A 19,748-nucleotide genomic window follows, 5' to 3' on the forward strand; every position below is an offset into this window, starting at 1 on the left:
CTTAAATATTCAATCAGTTGGTTGATTTTGAGTAAAGTCACTGTTTTTTAATAAAAAAGGAAAAATGAAAAAGAAAAATATACTTAAGAATTTAGTAGTTGTTTTAGGTCTCTTTTTAGTTGTACAAACTCAAGGGCAAACTTTTGATTTTGAAACTCAAAAAGGAGGATGGGATGCTGGTTATCAAATGACATCTGCAGACTTAGATAATTCAACAGGTAGAAATACGTTAAAATGTGTTCGAGAAAACGATAATTCTACCTTAACATTAGATCCTGCTACAGCAACTATAGATCCTACAACAAAAAATTATCTTAGGCTTGTTATAAAAAATGAAAGTAATGCTATTCAATTTAGAGTTAAAGCACAAACAACCAACAGTAGTGATAAAACGATGAATTTTGTTATTACTGCAAATGACTCTGAATTTAAAACCTATATATTTGATTTAGATGCACATGATACTTGGAAAAATGCGACAACAACCACAGAGGAAATAAATTTAATGTTTAGATCTGGGTTTGCTGCAGTAGAAGGTAGTATTTTTATTGATGAAATAACATTTTACAATTCATTAGAGCCCTTAAGTAGAGCATTACCTGCAGATAGTTATTTTTATAATCCAACAATAAATACCGGAAATACTGCTACTTTTCCAAATGGAGATACTTCTACATCTGCATTACAAACTATGATTGATAATTTATCAAGTTCTGGTGGTGGAGTTTTAACAATTAATGCAGGAACGTATACTTTAGAACAAGTACATATGAAAACAGGAGTTCACATTCGTGTTCATCCAGATGTTGTTTTTAAATCGCTTCCAAGAAATGCGTTGTTTAGAGCAGGGTTTGCAAATAGTTTTGCAAATGTTAATAATTGGAGTTTTACAAGTACTACAGGTGCTAAATTTACTTTTGATTTTTCTGAATTAAGCCCTGGAGATGATATAAGAGCTTTTCAGTTAGGTAATTGCAATAACTTTAAATTGGCAGATTTTTTAGTTTTAGACAACTTTACAAAATTTAACGCTGTTTCTTCTGGAGCTGTTGGAGACCCAGATGTAAGTGGAGATTATATTCAAGATTCTGCAAAATTTCCAAGTTTTGGAATTATAGAAAATCTATCTATAGAAAAAGCTCATTATGGATATGGATTAACCCAAAATCAAGTAATTCAAGATGCACTATTCAGAAATCTATCTGGAGAAGGAGGTGTTACTTTGCGTTTAGAATCTGGTTATGAGGGGCTTGCTAATAGATATCTGCAAGATAATTCGCCAACAATAGAAAGAGTATATGGAAGAAATATTTCTTGCTCTAAAGGAGCGCATGCAGTAATGTTATCTCCTCATACAATTACACATGGAGTAGTAGATATTAGAGATATTTCTGGCGAAAGCTGTGAGGCTGTAGTATCTATTAAAGATGGTTTTCTATCTGAATCAAAAGGACAGGCAGATTCAAATGGAAATCCTATTAATGGACACACTCAAGGTACTTTTTCAGAAGAATCTGTAATAGCAAATATTACAGCAACTTTTGGATTAGAAGCACAAGTAAGAAGTTCGCGTTTAAGACACGTGCCTTGTGCATTAAGAGGTTATGTAACATTAACTAAAAATTTAGATGATGAGTCTTATAAATCTCCAGCTTTAGCTCCTGTTTATTATTTAGCACTTCAAAATTATACTTCTTTTAATAATCCAGCAGGAACATACAAAGTTGTAGTAGACAATCTAACACATTCAGGGTTTTTATCAGAAATTAGATCTGATGGTTTTATTACAAATGAAGAAGATAATGATTTTGAAGGGTGTGATGTAGATGGAACTCCAATTTGGATTCCAGGATCAGAAAAAAATACAACAAATCCATTGCAAACATCAACCTTAAAATCGCTTCATGCATTTTCTGATGGAGTTTGGGAAAATGCTAATACTTGGGGAGGAATATTACCTGTTCAGTCAGATTTAAAAACAATTCTGGGTAATGTTACCATAAATTCTAGTGTAGTTTCTGATGGAGCAATTACTATAAATTCTGGAAAAAACTTAACTATAAATTCTGGAAATTCATTAGTTCTAAATTCTAACATTACCACTAATAATGGGTTAGTTTTAGAATCTGGAGCTCAATTAAAGATTTCAGGAACAGCTTCAGGTAATGCTATTTATAAAAGAACATTAAACACTACAAGTGATGGAGCAGCAACTAATTTAGAAGGTTGGTTTTCTGTTTCTCCACCAGTTTCTGGAGAAATATTGAATACAGCTTGGGTAGATGCTAATTCGCTAGCTACAAGTTTATCAGGAAAAAGAGGTATTGCTACTTACTTAGAAGACACCAATTCTTGGGCTTATTTTAATGGTACAACAACTAATTTTACTGCAGGTAAAGGTTATATTGTTAAAAGTACAAATGGTACAATTACTTTTGAAGGAGCTATGAATACAGAAGAAACAGGAGTAAATATTTTAGTTAAAAATGATGGAAGTGGATTTAACTTATTAGGAAATCCTTATACAGCTAAAATAAGTAGTAAGAAATTTTTAGAAGATAATACAGGAGATTTAGCAGAGCAAGAAATTTATGTTTGGAATGATAATGGAAACACTTACAATACATTTAACAATTTAAGTGATTTTAAAGTATCACCAGGACAAGCCTTTTTTATAAAAGCAAACAAAGAAACAACATTAAATTTTGCAAAATCTAATCAAGAAATTGGTGGAGATACTTTTCAAAAATCATCCAATACTAAATTAAAATTAACAGTAGCAAATGGAAAAACGCATAGATATGCAGAAATCTATTATATAGAAGATGCTACTAAAGGTTATGATAGAGGTTATGATGGAGAAGTTTTTGGAGGAATAACAGATAGTTTTTCTTTATACACACATTTATTAGAAAATAATCAAGGGAAAAAATATCAAATTCAAGCTTTACCAAATTTAGATTTTGAAACTTTGATTGTTCCAATAGGTATTAAAGTTAATGATAATTCAGAACATGTTTTTAAATTAGAAACAGATAATATTCCTTCTGGCTTAAAAGTGTTTTTAGAAGATACATTAGAAAATAAGTTTATAGAGTTAAGTGAAATAAATACAGAATACAAAGTGAACTTAGTCAATAATGCTGATGAAATTGGACGTTTTTATTTGCATACCAAAAGTTCAATATTATCTACTAAAAATTCTATGATAGATAATGTAAGTATTTATCAACTAAACAATTCTAAGTTAAAAATATTAGGTTTAAAAGCAGAAAAAACAAATGTTTCACTATTTAATGTTCTTGGTAAGCAAGTATTGCAAACTTCATTTAAAGCCAATGAAATTAAAGAAATTTCAATACCAAAATTATCTAAAGGAGTTTATTTAGTTAAAGTTAAAACTACTTTAGGTACATTAAGTAAAAGACTGCTTATTAAATAAAACTTGTAAGGGTTGTAAATAGAATACTTAAACCTATAAATACATACTTTATACTCAGAAATACAGTTTAATTTCTTAATGTGATTAGGTTTACATTAAGAAATTATAATTTTATGTTTATGAAGAACTTTTTCACTTTCATGTTTGTGTTACTTTTAAGTTTTAATTGTAGTGCACAAAATCAAACTATAAATGTTGCAGATCATGGTATAAAACCAGGTAAAGATGTTACACTAGAAGTCTATCAATTAATAAAATCTTTAGAAGGAAAGAAAAATATTACATTATTTTTTCCAAAAGGGCAATATGAGTTTTATCCAGAAAATGCCTATGAAGAATATAGAGCTGTTACCAATCATGATAACAGTATGAAAAAGATTGCTTTACCAATTTATAATTTTGATAATTTTACTTTAGATGGTAATGGATCTACATTTATGTTTCATGGATTAATATCTCCAATTGTTGTTGAAGGTTCTAGAAACACAACCTTAAAAAACTTTAGTATTGATTGGGATAAATCGTTTGTAAATGAATTAAAAGTTATTAAAAATAATACTGAAGAAAACTCTTTTGTAGTTGAGGTAGCTAATAATAAATTTGGATTCGAAATTAAAAACAATCAACTTTTATTTAACCATTATAGTTGGCAAGATATTATCGGACAAAATATAGCTTTTGACTCAGAAACAAGATCTCCTATTTGGCAAACAAGAAGTTATTATTTAAAGCCACAACCAAAAAAGGCATCAAAAGTAATTAAGCTAGATAAGAATACAATTAAGTTTGTTAATTATACTAAAAAAACGCCACCAATTGGAACCGTTATTGCAACTTATGGTAAAAGTCCAGGGTCAAATAGATTAGCACCAGGTATTCATTTATCAAACTCTAAAGATAATTTTTTAAATGATGTTACAGTGCTACAATCTGGAGGAATGGGTTTAATTGCAGAAAGATGTGAAAATGTATCTTTAGATAAATTTATAGTTACTTCTAGAGATGGCAGAACAATTGCAGCACGTGCAGATGCTACCCACTTTTTAGGATGTAAAGGAACAATTAAGTTAGAAAACTGTTTGTTTGAACATATGCTAGATGATGGTATAAATGTTCATGGAGCTTATGTAAAAGTTGTAAAGTATTTAGGAAATAAAACTTTTTTATGTGAAACAAGTCACGTACAACAAATAGGATTTCTTTTCGGAGAAAAAGGAGATGAGGTTATGATAACTTCAAGAGAAACAATTCTTCCTGTTTTTAAAACTGAAATTGAAGATGTAGAAATTCTTAACGAAAGAAGAACATTAATTACAGTTACAGAAATGCCAGAAGCATTGCCAGAAGGAAAATTATCTTTAGAGAACCTTACTTGGTATCCTGATTTATACATGAATAAAAATATTATCAGAGAAAATAGAGCAAGAAGTGCGCTGATTACTACCAAAGGAAAAGTACTTGTAGAAAACAACTATTTTTCTTCTCAAATGCACGGTATTCTTATTGAAGGAGATAATAACAAATGGTACGAATCTGGAGGAGTACAAGACATTACTATTAGAAACAATACTTTTAATACAATTGGTTATGGTAATGGTTTGTCTTACCCATTATTAGCCTCTCCTTTATTTACACCAAGTCAGAGAATTGGAGATAAAAAATTTCATCGTAATATTAATTTTAGTAATAACATTATTAAAAGTTTTAACGGTCATGTAGCTCAAGCTTTTTCTGTAAAAGGACTTCAAATAACTAACAATACTATAGAAATGGTTAAAGACTACCCAACAGGATCAAAATTACCATCAATTAGTTTAGATTATTGTGAAGATGTTACCATTGAAAAAAATAAATATAAAAATTTCGATTTCCCTATACGTATTGATAAGAAAGAAAACTGTACTTCTGTAAAAGTAAAAAGAAATAAAGGGGTAAAGTAAATTTAGAACTGTATGATGACTTTTAAAAAGATATTGCTGTTATGTTTTCTATTTTCAATGAGCATTGTTTTAGGACAACAGCCAATAGATAGAGTGCTTCCTGCAGATAATTATTTTTACAATCCAACAATTAATACTTCTAATCAAGCAACTTTTCCAAACGGATCTAGTTCTACATCAGCATTACAATCTATGATTAATAGTTTGTCTAATGCAGGTGGTGGAGTATTAACAATTAATGCAGGTACTTACACTTTAAGTCAAGTACACATGAAAACAGGTGTGCATATTAGAGTGCATCCAGATGTAGTTTTTAAATCTGAACCAAGAAATTCATTATTTAGAGCAGGATATGATAATAGCTTTGCCAATGTAAGTAATTGGAGTTTTCAAAGTACAAATGGTGAGAAATTTACATTTGATTTTTCAGAATTAAATCCAGGTGAAGGAATAAGAGCTTTTCAATTAGGGAATACCAATAACTTTAAGTTATCAGATTTTTTGGTTTTAGATAATTTTACCAAATTTAATGCAGTTTCTTCAGGAGCAGTAGGAAGTTCTCCAGCAAAATTTGCATCCTTTGGTATTATTGAAAATCTAGATATTAAAAAAGCACATTATGGCTATGGTTTAACTCAAAATCAAGTTATTCAAGATGTTCTATTTAGAAATTTATCTGGAGAAGGAGGTGTCACTTTAAGATTAGAATCTGGTTTTAAAGGTTTGGCAGATTTATATGTAACAGACAAGACTCCAATTATAAATAATGTGTATGGTAGAAATATTTCTTGTACAAAAGGTGCTCATGCAGTAATGCTATCTCCACACACTATTACCCAAGGTATGGTAGATGTAAGAGATATTAGCGGAACAAGTTGTGAGGCTGTTGTTTCAATTAATTTTGGTTTTTTATCAGAAAGCAAAGGTCAATCAGATTCAAATGGTAATCCAATAAATGGCCATAATCAAGGTACATTTTCAGAAAATTCTGTAATAGCAAATGTCTCAGCAACTTATGGAGTAGAAGCACAAGTTAGAAGTGCAAGGTTAAGACATGTTCCTTGTGCTTTAAGAGGTTATATTCATTTAGAAGAAAAAAATCCAGATGATGAGTCTTATAAATCACCTTCTTTAGCGCCAGTTTATTATTTAGCTTTAGAAGATTATGTTTCTTTAGGTAACCCAAAAGGGAGATATAAAATAGTTTTAGAAAACGTAACACATACTGGTTTTTCTTCAGAAATTAGAGCAGATGGTTTAATTACAGATGGAGGAGAAAATGATTTTGAAGGATGTGATATTAATGATTCTCCTATTTGGATTAAAGGAGATGATAAAAATACACCAAACCCTTTACAGACTTCTTATGTAGCAGAAATTTTAAATAATGATGATTTTTTAAAGGATAATTCATTTTTAATATATCAAAAAGAGAATTCTAAATTTATTACTATAAAAAGTAATTTAAAAGCTAAGATAGAAGTCTACAATTTTTTAGGTCAGTTAGTATTAAAAGAAGAGAAAAATACAGAGATAATGAGTTTAGATGTTTCTAATTTGTCAAAAAGTATGTATGTTTTTCATTTTAATATTGATGGAAATCAGTTCATAAAAAAAATAATTATTAAATAAATTTAAAAATGAGTATTAATAAAAAGGTTCTAATTTATTTAAATCTTGGTGTTTTTGCGTTAATGTTTTCATGTAAAAGCAATCAAGCAAAAACAAATACAAACAAGTCTTATAAAAAACCAAACATCGTTTTGTTATTTGTAGACGATTATGGATGGTCTGATATTGGTTATAGAAATACAACTTTTAAAACTCCAAATTTAGATCAATTTAAAAAAGAAAGTTTAGATTTTACAAGAGCTTATATCCCTACACCAACTTGTAGTCCAAGTAGAGTTTCTTTATTAACAGGAAAAGAGTCTGCAAGAATTGGTTTTTCTAGACACATTCCAGGAGAAGAATTATTTATAAACGAAGCTTATAATATTTGGCCAAAAGACCCTGTGCAAAGACCTTCTAGAAATTACTTACCATTAGAAGAAGTAACCTATGCAGAAGAGTTAAAAAAATATGGATATTATAATTATTTTATTGGTAAATGGCATGTTGGTCATGTAGGTAAATATCCAATAGATCAAGGTTTTGATGCTGAGTTTGGTGTTACAGATCATGGTCATCCAAAGAGTTATTATTATCCTTTCTTTAAAAGTGGTGATCCTAGAAACTTTATGAAATCATATAAAAAAGGAGATTATCTAACAGATGTTTTAACAGATGGAGCTGTTAATTTTATAGAAAACTATGATAAAGCAGAACCTTTTATGCTGTCTTTTTGGTATTATTCTGTTCATGGTCCTTCTGTTGGAAGAAAAGATTTATTAAAGAAATATCAAGATGCAGGTTTAAAAGGTAAATATGCACATCATGCAGCAATGGTAGAAGCTATGGATGAATCTGTAGGAAGAGTTAGAAAAGCTATTAAAGACAAAGGTATAGAAGATAATACAGTAATTATTGTTCTTTCAGATCAAGGAGGAGCTTATACAAACGCACCTTTATCTGGAGGTAAAAAAGGAGGAAATACTTTAGGTGAAGGTGGAGCTAGAGTACCTCTTTTAATTTCTTATCCAGGGGTTACAAAATCTAACTCAGAAACAGATATACCTGTGCAGTCTATAGATATATACCCAACATTAATGGAGTTAGCAACTGGTACAAAGTATAAAAATGATAAAATACAAGGAGTTAGTTTATTACCAATATTAAAAGGCGATAAAATTGCTAAACGTAATTTGTATTTTTTAAGAAGTTATGAAGATCAATATGCTGCTGTAATTTCAGATAATTGGAAATTGATAAAATATCACTCAGGAAAATATCAATTATTTAATATTAAAAATGATATAAGTGAGCAAACCAATTTAATAGGTACAGGATTAGAAATTGAGACTAAATTAAAAGAAGATATTAAGAATTGGGAAATGAATTTTATTCCTAAATATTAATAATTATTGATGTTAAAAACAGTAGTTGTTTTATTTAAGTTGTTTTAAATCAATGTATTGTGTGTGTATTTACTATCAAGTACATTTAATTTACTAAAATCTACATAGTAATATTACAAAATCATCAATTTTATACTGTCTAGATAAAATATTACTAGAATTTTAACAAAATTTAACTTTAAATAAAAAAATAACCATTAAAAAATTATGAATTAAATTACTATTGAAACAATTAACTTAAAACCTAAATTGAATAAAAACGATTAAAAGTCAACCCATGAAAATAAAATTTTTATTAAAAAACAAGATTACGAAATACAGTATTTTAAGCTTATTTGCTGTATTGTTCTGTAGTTTTAATGCAAATGCGCAACAAATTACAGTAAAAGGAGTCGTAACTGATAGTGCAGATAATTCTCCAATACCAGGAGTATCTGTTGTAGTTAAAGGAACCCAAAATGGTACTTCTACCGATTTTGATGGTAACTATACTATAAAAGCAGAAATAGGCCAAACTTTAGTGTTTGCATACTTAGGTATGAAAAACAGAAATGTTAAAATTCAAAGACCAAAACACAATGTAAAAATGACTTCTAGTACAGAAGAGTTAGAAGAAATTGTAGTAATTGGTTATGGAGCTGTAAAAAAGAAAGAGTTAACAGGTTCTGTTGCTCAAGTAAAAGCAGATGATATTAAACAATTTGTAACTCCAGATATTGCTTCTGCAATGCAAGGGCAAGTTGCAGGGGTAAATATTACTGCAAATTCTGGAGAACCAGGAGAGCAATCTAATATTCAAATTAGAGGTATTACATCTTTATCTGGTAGTAACACACCTTTATTTGTTGTAGATGGTATTCCTCAAGAAGGAGATCCAAGATTAGCAAGTAATGAAATTGAAACTATTGATGTTCTTAAAGATGCAGCCTCTGCTGCAATTTATGGAACACGTGGTGCAGCAGGAGTTATTTTAATAACAACTAAGAAAGGTAAAGAAGGTAAAATGGCTGTTAGTTTAGATCATTCTTATGGTGTACAAGCACTTGGTTCTGGAACTCCTTTAATGAATTCTGAAGAACAACTTTATTTTGAAACTGCAAGAGCTAATTATAAACAACAATTAGGTATTTCGTTTTTTACACCTGGTCCTAATAGAGCTAGTTGGTTATCTAATGATAACGTGTTTTCAGATTTAGTATTAGTTGATGGTGCAGAAAGTGAATCTTATAACATTAGAGTTTCTGGTGGTACTAAAGGTTTTACTTACAATGTTACTGGGGGTTATCAAAATATTGATGGGGTACTTATAGGATCTAACTTTAAAAGATATAATGGTAGAATTTCTACAACTTATAATACAGACAACTGGAATATAAATTCAAGTATAGGTTTTATTTTAGAAGATAGAGATCGTTCTCCAAATCAATTAATTACTTTAGCAACACGTTATAAACCATATTTTCCATTAGTAGATTTAACTGCTGATCAATTTATTTCTGAAGAAGGAAATGGAGGTGTTACTACACCATTAAATGCTTTAGCTCAAGCAATTAAAAGAGAAGATAATCAAAGAAATGATAAATTAAACTTAAGTTTAAGTGCTACTAGAAAAATAACTAAAGATTTAGATTTTACTACAAGAATAGGTACAAACATAGATAACGTAAATCGTAATATTTTTAGATCTAAATTTGAGTTAGTAGATTTAGAAACAGGTATTGTAGAGTCTGATCCAACATTTAGTGGAACTTCTGCATTTTCTTCTAGATTAAACGTATTTAGTGTAGATGGATTTTTTACTTATAAGAAAAAAATAGGTAAACATAGTATTAACTTATTAGCAAGTATGTCTGCAGATGAGCGTACTTTTGAGTCTTTTACAGCTTCAAGAAATGGAGTTTTAGATAATTCAATTAAGGTTTTAAACGGATCTAGTCAAGATCCTGTTGCAGATTCAGGAGCTAATTACGTTAGAAAAAATGTAGGTTTTTTAGCAAGAGCTCAATATAACTATAAAGGTAAATACTTAGTATCTGCATTTGTACGTAGAGATGGATCAAGTAAATTTGGATCTGAAAATAGATGGGGAACTTTTCCTTCTGTTTCTTTAGCTTGGAATGTTTCTAGTGAGAAGTTTTGGAAACCTTTAAAAGGAACAATTAATAATTTTAAAGTAAGATTAAGTAGAGGTACTGCAGGTAATGATAGTTTTGATGATTATCAGTATGCAGCAACAATTACAAGAGAATTAGATTATATATTCGATACTACAGATAATAACCAAACTTTAGGTTCTGCAGTTACTGGGTTTGCAAACCCAATTATCAAATGGGAAACTTCAGTATCAAGTAATGTTGGTATAGATTTAGGATTCTTAAGAAACAAATTTAGTTTTAGTGCAGATTACTATTTAACAGAAAAAGAAGATATGCTTTTTCCTGTTAGATTACCAGGTTCTGCAGGTGTTATTAGAAATAGTGGAGATCAAGACCAAATTAGAAATATTGGAGATATGACTAATAAAGGTTTAGAATTAGCACTAAACTATAAAGGTAATATTGGAGATGGTAGATTAAATTTAGGAATTAATTTTACTAAAAATCAAAATGAAATTACTAAAATGTCTGATGGAGTAGATATTATTTACAATTCTAACTCAAACATTTTAGGAACACCAGTAACAGTATTTACATTAGGTAGAGAAGCAGGAGCATTTTGGTTAAAACCAACAGATGGTGTACTTTCTGATCATACTCCAGAAAAAGCAGCAGAACTTTTAGAATATCAAACAAATGTAGATAGTAATGCAAAAGCAGGAGATTTAAAGTATATAGATAAGTTAACTGTAGATACTGATAATGATGGAATTCCTGATGCAGGTGATGGAGTTATTGATAATTTAGACCGTGATTATGCAGGTAGTGGATTACCAGATTTTGAAATTGGATTTAACACAAACTTCTCTTACAAAAACTTCGATTTTACTATGAATTGGTATGCGTCTGTAGGTGCAGAAGTAATAAACGCTACAAAAGCAGATGCTTTTGCAAGAACAAGACACAAAGATTTAATTAATATGTGGACACCTCAAAACCCAACATCTCAAATTCCTTTTTGGATTGAAAGAGAAGGAAGACATCCAAATTACAATGGAGATTCTGATTTGTGGGTAGAGAATGGAGATTACTTAAGACTAAAGTTAGTATCTTTAGGATATACGATACCAAAAGAAGTAGCAAGTAAAATTGGAGCTTCTAAGTTTAGATTATTCTTTTCTGCTCAAAACCCAATTACAATTACAGGTTATGATGGTTTTGATCCAGAAATTGGAGGTAATGTTACAAGAAGAGGTATAGATTCTGCAAGATTTCCTTTAACTTCTTTATATTCATTAGGGTTTAATTTAGAATTTTAAAAAACAGAAATTATGAAAAAATATATATACATCCTTGCTGCAGTATTCTTAGTTGGAATTTTGCAATCTTGTTCAAGTTATTTAGAAGAAAATAACCCAAACGAATTATCAACGGGTACTTTTTGGAAAGATTTAGATGATTCAGAATCAAATTTAACATCTGTTTATTCTGCAATGTTACATACATATGTACTTTCTATTGCAGAAGAGTTTACAAGAACTGATATTGCTTATCCAGGTAGAAGAACAAGACCTACAGGTCAATATTTAACTTGGTACCAACAAAGAGTAACATCAGATAATAGAGAATTAGGAGATAGATGGGATGCTAAATATCAAGTAATTTGGAGAGCAAATCAATTAATTGAGGGATTAAATGGAATGGATGCTGAATTTAAGTCTGATCCTGAATGGACAAGACAAATGGCAGAAGCTAGATTCTTTAGAGGGTTAATGCATTTTTATTTACATTCTAATTTTAATGAAGGAAAAATTATAATTAGAGATCGTATTCCTTTAACTGCAGAAGAGTTTTCTAAACCAGTTTCTACTTCAGAAGAAGTAATAAAATTCTTTAGAGAAGATTTAGAATACGCATATGCAAACTTACCTGCACAAGGTAAAACAGTTTCTAGAGTAGATGCTGCAGTTGCTGCTACAATTTTAGGTACTAGTCATTTATATCAAGGAGAGCATGCTTTAGCAATACCATATTTTAAAGATGTGGTTACTAATGGCGCTTATGGTTTATCTTTAGAGCAAGATGTAGATAAGATGTTTCCAAGTAGTGGAGACTTTAATTCAGAGTCTATTTTTGAAATTAATTATGCTGATAATTTAAGACCAGAAGATGCATTTTTTGATGAGCGTTCTTTTCAAAATAGATTGGCAAGAAGAACAGCTCCTCCAGGAAGAAACTTAGAAGCTAAAAAAGCTTTTGGTGGTCAAGGTTGGGTAGTTCCTTCTGCTTGGTTAACTTACCAATACATGCAAGAAAGTTTAGAAATGGATCCTGCAGATCCAAGAAATCACATTAATAATGATCTTACACAACCGTTAAAAAACAATTCTATTAGAGCTTCTAAGAGTATTGCTTTGGTAAATGACGAAAGTTCAATGTATTATGGTTATACATCTCCACAAGCCTATGGATTTGCTGGTACATTATTTTCTATGTTTAAAAAATATACCAATCATTTAACAGGTACAACAGAATTTGATACAAATACTACTCCATGGGAATCTGGTAGAAATGTTGTTATTAATAGATTGAGTGGTGTTTATTTAATGTATGCAGAATGTTTAGCGCAAACAGATGTTCCTGCAGCTGTTGATTTAGTAAATCAAATTAGAACAAGATGGGGGTTATTACCATTAGATGCAACAACTTTTAATCAAGCTTCATTTATGGATCAATTAATGTATAATGAATATCCTTTAGAATTATCTTTAGAAGGTTTTTCTACAAGATCTATAGATTTAAGAAGATGGGGTGTTGCAGCTCAAAGATTTCAAGATTTAAGTACTCAAGTTTATGGTTATGCAAATTATACCTATACAAAAACAAACGGAGCTACTGCAAGGCGTAATAATAGTTTAATACAATTAGGCTCAGGTGCTAATCAGTTTTCAGAATATACAGAGGCAGCTGCAGCATGGGCAGCAGGTTATAATGGATATTTACCTTTACCTCAAAGTGAGACTTTAAATAATCAAAACTCTAATTAAAAAATTATATTATGAAAAATATATATAAATTATTTGCATTGTTCTTAGTTGTAACAATGGTGTTTAATGCTTGTGAAGAAGAGAATGATTATGTTCCTCCTTTTAATGAAGTTTCATCTTTAACATGGTGGTCTACTCCAGGAATTAATACAGATACTACTTCAAATGAACCTATTTATAGTTCAACAGAAAAAACAATAGGTGTAGATAAGTTTATTGCTTTTTATGACTTATCAAGAGGAGTTGTTTCACATGAATGGAAAATACCTGCTACTACAAAGTTATTATCAAAAACAATTTCAGAAACTGATTCTGTTTACACTAAATACATAATACCTAATGCTGGTTCTTCTACAACAGATAAACACGCAAATGTGCTTTTTACAGAAAAAGGAGTTTATGAAATTTTATTAGTAAACACTTTTAATGAAGAAGTATCAGAATCTGTTAATGAAAACGGAGTATGGAAAGTTAATAAGAAGTTTACTATAACAGTAGATTAATTTTAATAGTTGATAATCCCACCTTTGTTGGTGGGATTATTTTTTTTTAAATAAATAAGAAAATATAACTTCAAAGAAGTAAATCTAAAAAGAGAATAATGAAAATAATTAAATTAAATGTTTTATTAGTTTTTACGCTAGTTTTTGCAATTGGATGTAAAAATCAATCTGAAAAAAAAGTAGCGAAAAAGTCTGAACAAAAACCAAATATTGTTGTTATTTATTTAGATGATTTAGGATATGGAGATTTAAGTTCTTATGGAGCTACAGAATTACAAACACCAAATATAGATGCTTTGGCTACTGGAGGTATAAAGTTTACAAATGGTTATGCTTCTTCAGCAACTTGTACTCCAAGTAGATATGCTTTGTTAACAGGTATGTATCCTTGGCGTAATAAAAAAGCAAAAATTTTACCAGGAACAGCACCTTTGTTAATTAGTACAGAGCAACAAACATTACCTAAAATGCTTAAAAAACAAGGGTATCAAACATCAATTGTAGGTAAGTGGCATTTAGGTTTAGGAACAGGTATTGTAAATTGGAATGAAAGAGTTTCTCCTGGTCCTAATGAAGTAGGTTTTGATAAATCATACATCTTAGCAGCAACTCAAGATAGAGTACCAACTGTTTATATTAAAGACGGTAATGTTGTTGGTTTAGATAAAAATGACCCAATTCAAGTAAATTATAAAGAAAATTTTGAAGGAGAACCAACTGCGGTTTTAAATCCAGAAATGGTAGACATGAAATGGCATCATGGACATAATAATAGTATAGTAAATGGTATTGGAAGAATTGGTTTTATGAAAGGTGGTGAATCTGCAAAATGGGTAGATACAGATATGGCAGATCATTTCTTAAAAAAAGCTCAAAATTATGTAAAGACGCATAAAGACAATCCATTCTTTTTATATTATGCAATGCAGCAACCTCACGTTCCAAGAACTCCACACCCACGTTTTGTAGGTAAATCTGGAATGGGACCAAGAGGGGATGTTATTTTAGAAGCAGATTGGATGATTGGAGAGTTTATGAAAACCTTAAAAGAAGAAGGTATTTTAGAAAACACATTAATAGTTTTTTCTAGTGATAATGGCCCAGTTTTAAATGATGGATATTATGATGATGCAGTTGAAAAATTAGGAAAACACGATCCAAAAGGAGGTTTAAGAGGTGGTAAGTATAGTATTTTTGAAGCTGGTACTAGAGTTCCTTTTATTACGTATTGGAAAGGAAAAATTAAACCTGCAGTTTCAGATGCTGTAGTTTGTCAAATGGATTTAATGGCTTCTATAGCTGAGTTAGTGGGTACAGAAGAAACATCAACAGATAGTAAAAATGTTTTAAATGCATTTTTAGGAAATTCGGACAAAGGAAGAGATAATCTAGTAATTGAAGCTACAGGTAAAACAGCTTTAAGAAGTGGCGATTGGTTGTATATCCCTGCTTATAAAGGAAAAAACTTTAGAGAAAAAGTAGGAATTGAAGTAGGTAATTTCCCTTTTGAACAATTGTACAATTTAAAAGAGGATTTAGGACAACACAATAATTTAGCCGAAACTAATTCTGATAAATTAACAGAAATGAAAGCAACTTTTCAAAAGTTAAGAGGATTAGATTTTAAAAAAGGAGTAAAAGAAGTAATTTTTAGATAAAAGAATAATTAATGGTGTTTAAGCAATTATTATTAGTTTGTTCATTCTCATCAATACTTTTTTCTTGTGCTCAAGAAAAAAAAGTTGAACAAAATGTTAAACAACAACCAAATATCATCTACATTTTAGCAGATGATATGGGTATTGGAGATTTAGGTGCTTATGGGCAAAAAATTATTAAAACCCCAAACCTAGATAAGTTAGCTGCAAGAGGAATGAAGTTTACTCAGCATTATAGTGGAGCAGCAGTTTGTGCTCCTTCTAGAGCTACTTTAATGACAGGTCAACACACAGGTCATACACCAATTAGAGGTAATAGAGAGTTTAAAAAAAACAAAGAAGGTCAAGTGCCTTTGCCTAAAAATTCTATAACAATTGCTGAAATTCTAAAAGAAGCAGGTTATGCCACAGGAATGTTTGGTAAATGGGGATTAGGTTTTGGAGAAGGTGATCCAAACAATCAAGGTTTTGATGAGTTTTATGGTTATAATGATCAAAAATTAGCACATCGTTATTATCCTCCATATTTAAATCACAATCAAAAAAGAGATTCTTTAGAAGGAAATGATTGGACAAATAAAGTAACCTATGCTCCAGATAAAATACAAGAACATAGATTACAATTTATTCAAAAAAATAAAGACAAACCTTTCTTTGCCTATATTCCATTAGTGTTGCCTCATGCAGAAATAATTTCACCAAACGATTCTATTTTTAAAATGTATGATGGTAAGTTTAAAGAAACTCCTTATACTGTAGATAATAAATATACGTCAGATTATGGTCCAGATATTGTACCTCATGAGTATGCATCTGTAGAAAAACCTTTAGCAACTTATGCTTCAATGATTACAAGAATTGATGCTTATGTAGGTCAGATTATTGATAAAGTTGAAGAATTAGGACTCTCAGAAAACACTATTATTATGTTTACTAGTGATAATGGTCCTTCTCCAGAAGGAGGTACAAATCCAGATTTTTTTGATAGTAACAGTGAGTTTAGAGGTTATAAAAGAGATTTATATGAAGGTGGTATTAGAGCACCATTTTTAGTAGTTTGGCCTAATAAAATTAAAGAAAGTACTGTTACAAATCATGTATCAACTTTTTGGGATGTTTTACCAACAATAACAGAAATTACAAATACAAAGAATCCAAAAAATATTGATGGAATTTCTTTTTTGCCAACTTTATTAGAAAAAGGAAATCAAGAAACACACAGTCATCTTTATTGGGAATTTAATATTAGAGGAGGTAGAAAAGCCATTAGAAAAGGAAACTGGAAAGGTGTTTGGCACAATATAAATTCTAAAGGAAAAAAGAAAGGTTCATTTGAGCTTTATGATTTGTCTAAAGATGTATCAGAAACCAATAATGTTGTGAAATTACATCCTGAGGTTGCCTCAGAATTAAAACAATTATTAATAAGTTCTAGAACAGAATCAACATTATTTCCATTTAAACAAAAATAATAGGGCATGAAATTCCTAAAAACAATAATAATTTTCTTTTTTTTGGGGTTGGCAAATTATGCTCACGCCCAATTAGAACAAACTGCAATAACTAAAATTAATGAATTAAAAGCAAAAATAACCCAAGCAGAAAATGCAGGATTAGATGTTTTTAAAGAGAAACTTACTGTTAGAACAGCAGAAGTATTTTTAGAATTTGCTAATTGGGATGAAAATAATATTGCTGAAAATACATCTCATTTTGAATTGGTTACTAGATATAAAGATAACGCAGCTCAAATGGCTGCTGATCTCCCTGATTTTGAACGTTCAGAAGTTATTTTAATGTTAGATGAAGCAATTGCTACAATAAACCAAGTTATAGCAGGTACAATTGTTCGTAAACCGGTTCCAAATATAGATTGGGAAAACATTAGTATAAAAGGCAATATAGTGTTGTCTAATAATACACCAGTTTTTTTATCTGATTATACTTGGAGACCATCTACCACTCAATTAAATGGTTTTTTTGGAGATAAAGATGGATATTTTATGACTTCTTCAGATGTTGCTGATGCTCAAGGTAACATTAAAACTAATGTTATAAATGAATTACAATCGAAACCAAATGGTAAATTTGGAAGTGTTTTTTTAAATCACAAGGGGCCTCCACAATGGGCACTTGACAAATATGATAATTTTACAGTTGGTGGAACTTTATTTACAACGTATGATATAGATAATCCTGGAGCCAGAGAAATGCAAAGTTTTTTATTGGATGGATGTGTCCCATTAATGGCTGGTAAAAATTATACTAAAATGGGGTATATGTTAACAAATGAACCTCATTGGAATTCTATAGCAAATACTTGGGAATCTGACCCAGTTTCAGAATATACTAAGGCAAAATTTAGAACTTGGTTATCTAATAAGCACACTACAATTAGTAAGTTAAATTCTTTGTGGAATACAAATTTTGCAAGTTTTAATGATGTTACTATAGAAATACCTATGCAGCAAAATTTACAAGGAAAACCAATTTGGTATGATTGGATGACTTTTAATATGTATAGGGTAACAGATTGGTTTGTTTTTTTAAAAAATAAGATAAAAGAAAATGACCCAGATGCAAAAACACATATTAAAATTATGCCTCACCTTTGGTCAGATAATTCTAAAGATAGTGGTATAGATTTAGAAGCTTTAACAAGATTAACAGGAGTTATTGGTAATGATGCTAAAAGCTGGAATTCTTATATGTGGGGCTCTACAGAAGAATGGGAAGAACACTATTCTTTTCATTGGAGAGAGGTGAGTATGGCTTATGATTTTATGAAATCTGTAAGTCCTAATAAAATAATTTACAATTCTGAATCTCATTTTTTATCTACAAATAAATTTAGAGATTTGTATTTAAAACCTTCTTATGCAAGAGCTTCTTATTGGTTAGCATATGTTTCTGGTATGAATGTTTCTCAAACTTGGTTTTGGGCAAGACAAGCAGATGGTTCTATTAGAAATAATGCAGGAAAAGGTTATGCAGGTTCTAACAATCAGCAACCAAGAATTATCAACGAAGTAGAATCTACTGTTTTAGATTTAAATGCCAATGCAGAAGATATTTACGCTTTTCAACAATTAAAAAAACCGATTAGAATTTTTTATTCTAAAACTTCGGCAATTAATAAAAGCAACCATTTAGATGAGGTATTTAGTTTATATGAATCTATGTATTTTGATGGTTCACCAATTGGTTTTGCATCAAAAGGAATTATAGAAGAAAACAATAATAACGATTGGAATGTAATTTTGGTTTACAAAACAGAATTTGTAACTGTTGATGAATTTAATGCTTTGCAAACCTATTTAGATAATGGAGGTACAATAATTATAGACTCAGAAAGTCTTAAGAAAAATGAATATGGTGCAAATCATTCTATGAATTTAAATGTAAGTAATGGAACTATTTTACAAGCTTCTTCTTTAGCAAGTTTTAAAACCAAAGCTTTTGATTTACTTTCTGATAAAAATGAATTACCAAATTTAAAAATAGTAGAAACTAATAGTTTAAATATTAAGGGGTGTTTTTCTAGAACCATATCTAAACAAAATGGAAAAGAAGTTATAACTATTGTTAATTTGGGTAAAGAAAGTACACAAGTTTCTTTATCTATGAGAGATAATGGAACAATAAGTTCTATAAAAAATTTATTAACAGGTAAAGAGTTATCTACAAACTTTACAATGAAAAGAGATGATGTTTTACTGCTAGAAGTTACACCAAGTTCTCTTTCTAATAATGAAGAAATTATAGATGAGTTTAAATATTTTCCAAACCCTACATCTGGAATTATAAAATTTCAAGACAATAAGATAATTAATAATTTAACAATCTATAATTCCTTAGGACAACAAATAGATAAAATTTATGTTGCTAAAAATAATATTCAATTAGATTTAAGTGGATATAGTAGTGGAGTGTATTTTGTGAAATTAATTATTGAAAACAAAGAAAAAAGAGTATCAGTAATTAAGAATTAATTTTACTTAAAAATATATTATTCTTTATTAAACTTTTTAAAATTTGAGCAGTC

The 19,748-nt window shown here is 29.6% G+C and carries 10 protein-coding genes; all 10 read left to right on the forward strand.

The genetic code is table 11. From position 1 onward, the window contains the following. Positions 1 to 64: 64 nt before the first annotated feature. A complete protein-coding gene (locus tag MPF13_RS12630; protein ID WP_249983018.1) occupies positions 65 to 3,442 on the forward strand; it encodes a T9SS type A sorting domain-containing protein in 3,378 nt (1,125 codons plus the stop codon). A gap of 119 nt (positions 3,443 to 3,561) precedes the next feature. Next, on the forward strand, positions 3,562 to 5,382 hold the full coding sequence (locus MPF13_RS12635; protein ID WP_249983021.1) for an alpha-1,3-galactosidase-related protein: 1,821 nt from the start codon (positions 3,562 to 3,564) through the stop codon (positions 5,380 to 5,382). A 57-nt stretch (positions 5,383 to 5,439) separates the two neighbouring features. Continuing rightward, complete coding sequence (locus MPF13_RS12640) at positions 5,440 to 7,014, forward strand: T9SS type A sorting domain-containing protein (RefSeq protein ID WP_249983023.1); 1,575 nt, start codon at positions 5,440 to 5,442, stop codon at positions 7,012 to 7,014. 8 nt (positions 7,015 to 7,022) lie between these two features. Continuing rightward, positions 7,023 to 8,399 (forward strand): sulfatase, encoded by a 1,377-nt coding sequence (locus tag MPF13_RS12645; RefSeq protein ID WP_249983025.1) that lies wholly within the window; start codon positions 7,023 to 7,025, stop codon positions 8,397 to 8,399. A gap of 277 nt (positions 8,400 to 8,676) precedes the next feature. Next, positions 8,677 to 11,814, forward strand: coding sequence for a SusC/RagA family TonB-linked outer membrane protein (locus MPF13_RS12650; RefSeq protein WP_249983027.1), 3,138 nt, complete (start codon positions 8,677 to 8,679; stop codon positions 11,812 to 11,814). Between the two features lie 12 nt (positions 11,815 to 11,826). After that, a complete protein-coding gene (locus MPF13_RS12655; protein ID WP_249983029.1) occupies positions 11,827 to 13,542 on the forward strand; it encodes a RagB/SusD family nutrient uptake outer membrane protein in 1,716 nt (571 codons plus the stop codon). Between the two features lie 11 nt (positions 13,543 to 13,553). Next, a complete protein-coding gene (locus tag MPF13_RS12660; protein WP_249983031.1) occupies positions 13,554 to 14,045 on the forward strand; it encodes a hypothetical protein in 492 nt (163 codons plus the stop codon). Between the two features lie 98 nt (positions 14,046 to 14,143). Beyond that, entirely contained in the window at positions 14,144 to 15,703 is a 1,560-nt protein-coding gene (locus MPF13_RS12665; RefSeq protein WP_249983033.1) for a sulfatase family protein, read from the forward strand. Between the two features lie 11 nt (positions 15,704 to 15,714). Continuing rightward, complete coding sequence (locus MPF13_RS12670; RefSeq protein WP_249983035.1) at positions 15,715 to 17,175, forward strand: arylsulfatase; 1,461 nt, start codon at positions 15,715 to 15,717, stop codon at positions 17,173 to 17,175. A 6-nt stretch (positions 17,176 to 17,181) separates the two neighbouring features. After that, on the forward strand, positions 17,182 to 19,695 hold the full coding sequence (locus tag MPF13_RS12675) for an alpha-amylase family protein (protein ID WP_249983037.1): 2,514 nt from the start codon (positions 17,182 to 17,184) through the stop codon (positions 19,693 to 19,695). Positions 19,696 to 19,748 lie beyond the last annotated feature (53 nt).

Source organism: Polaribacter sp. Z022, assembly GCF_023555495.1.
GTDB lineage: Bacteria > Bacteroidota > Bacteroidia > Flavobacteriales > Flavobacteriaceae > Polaribacter.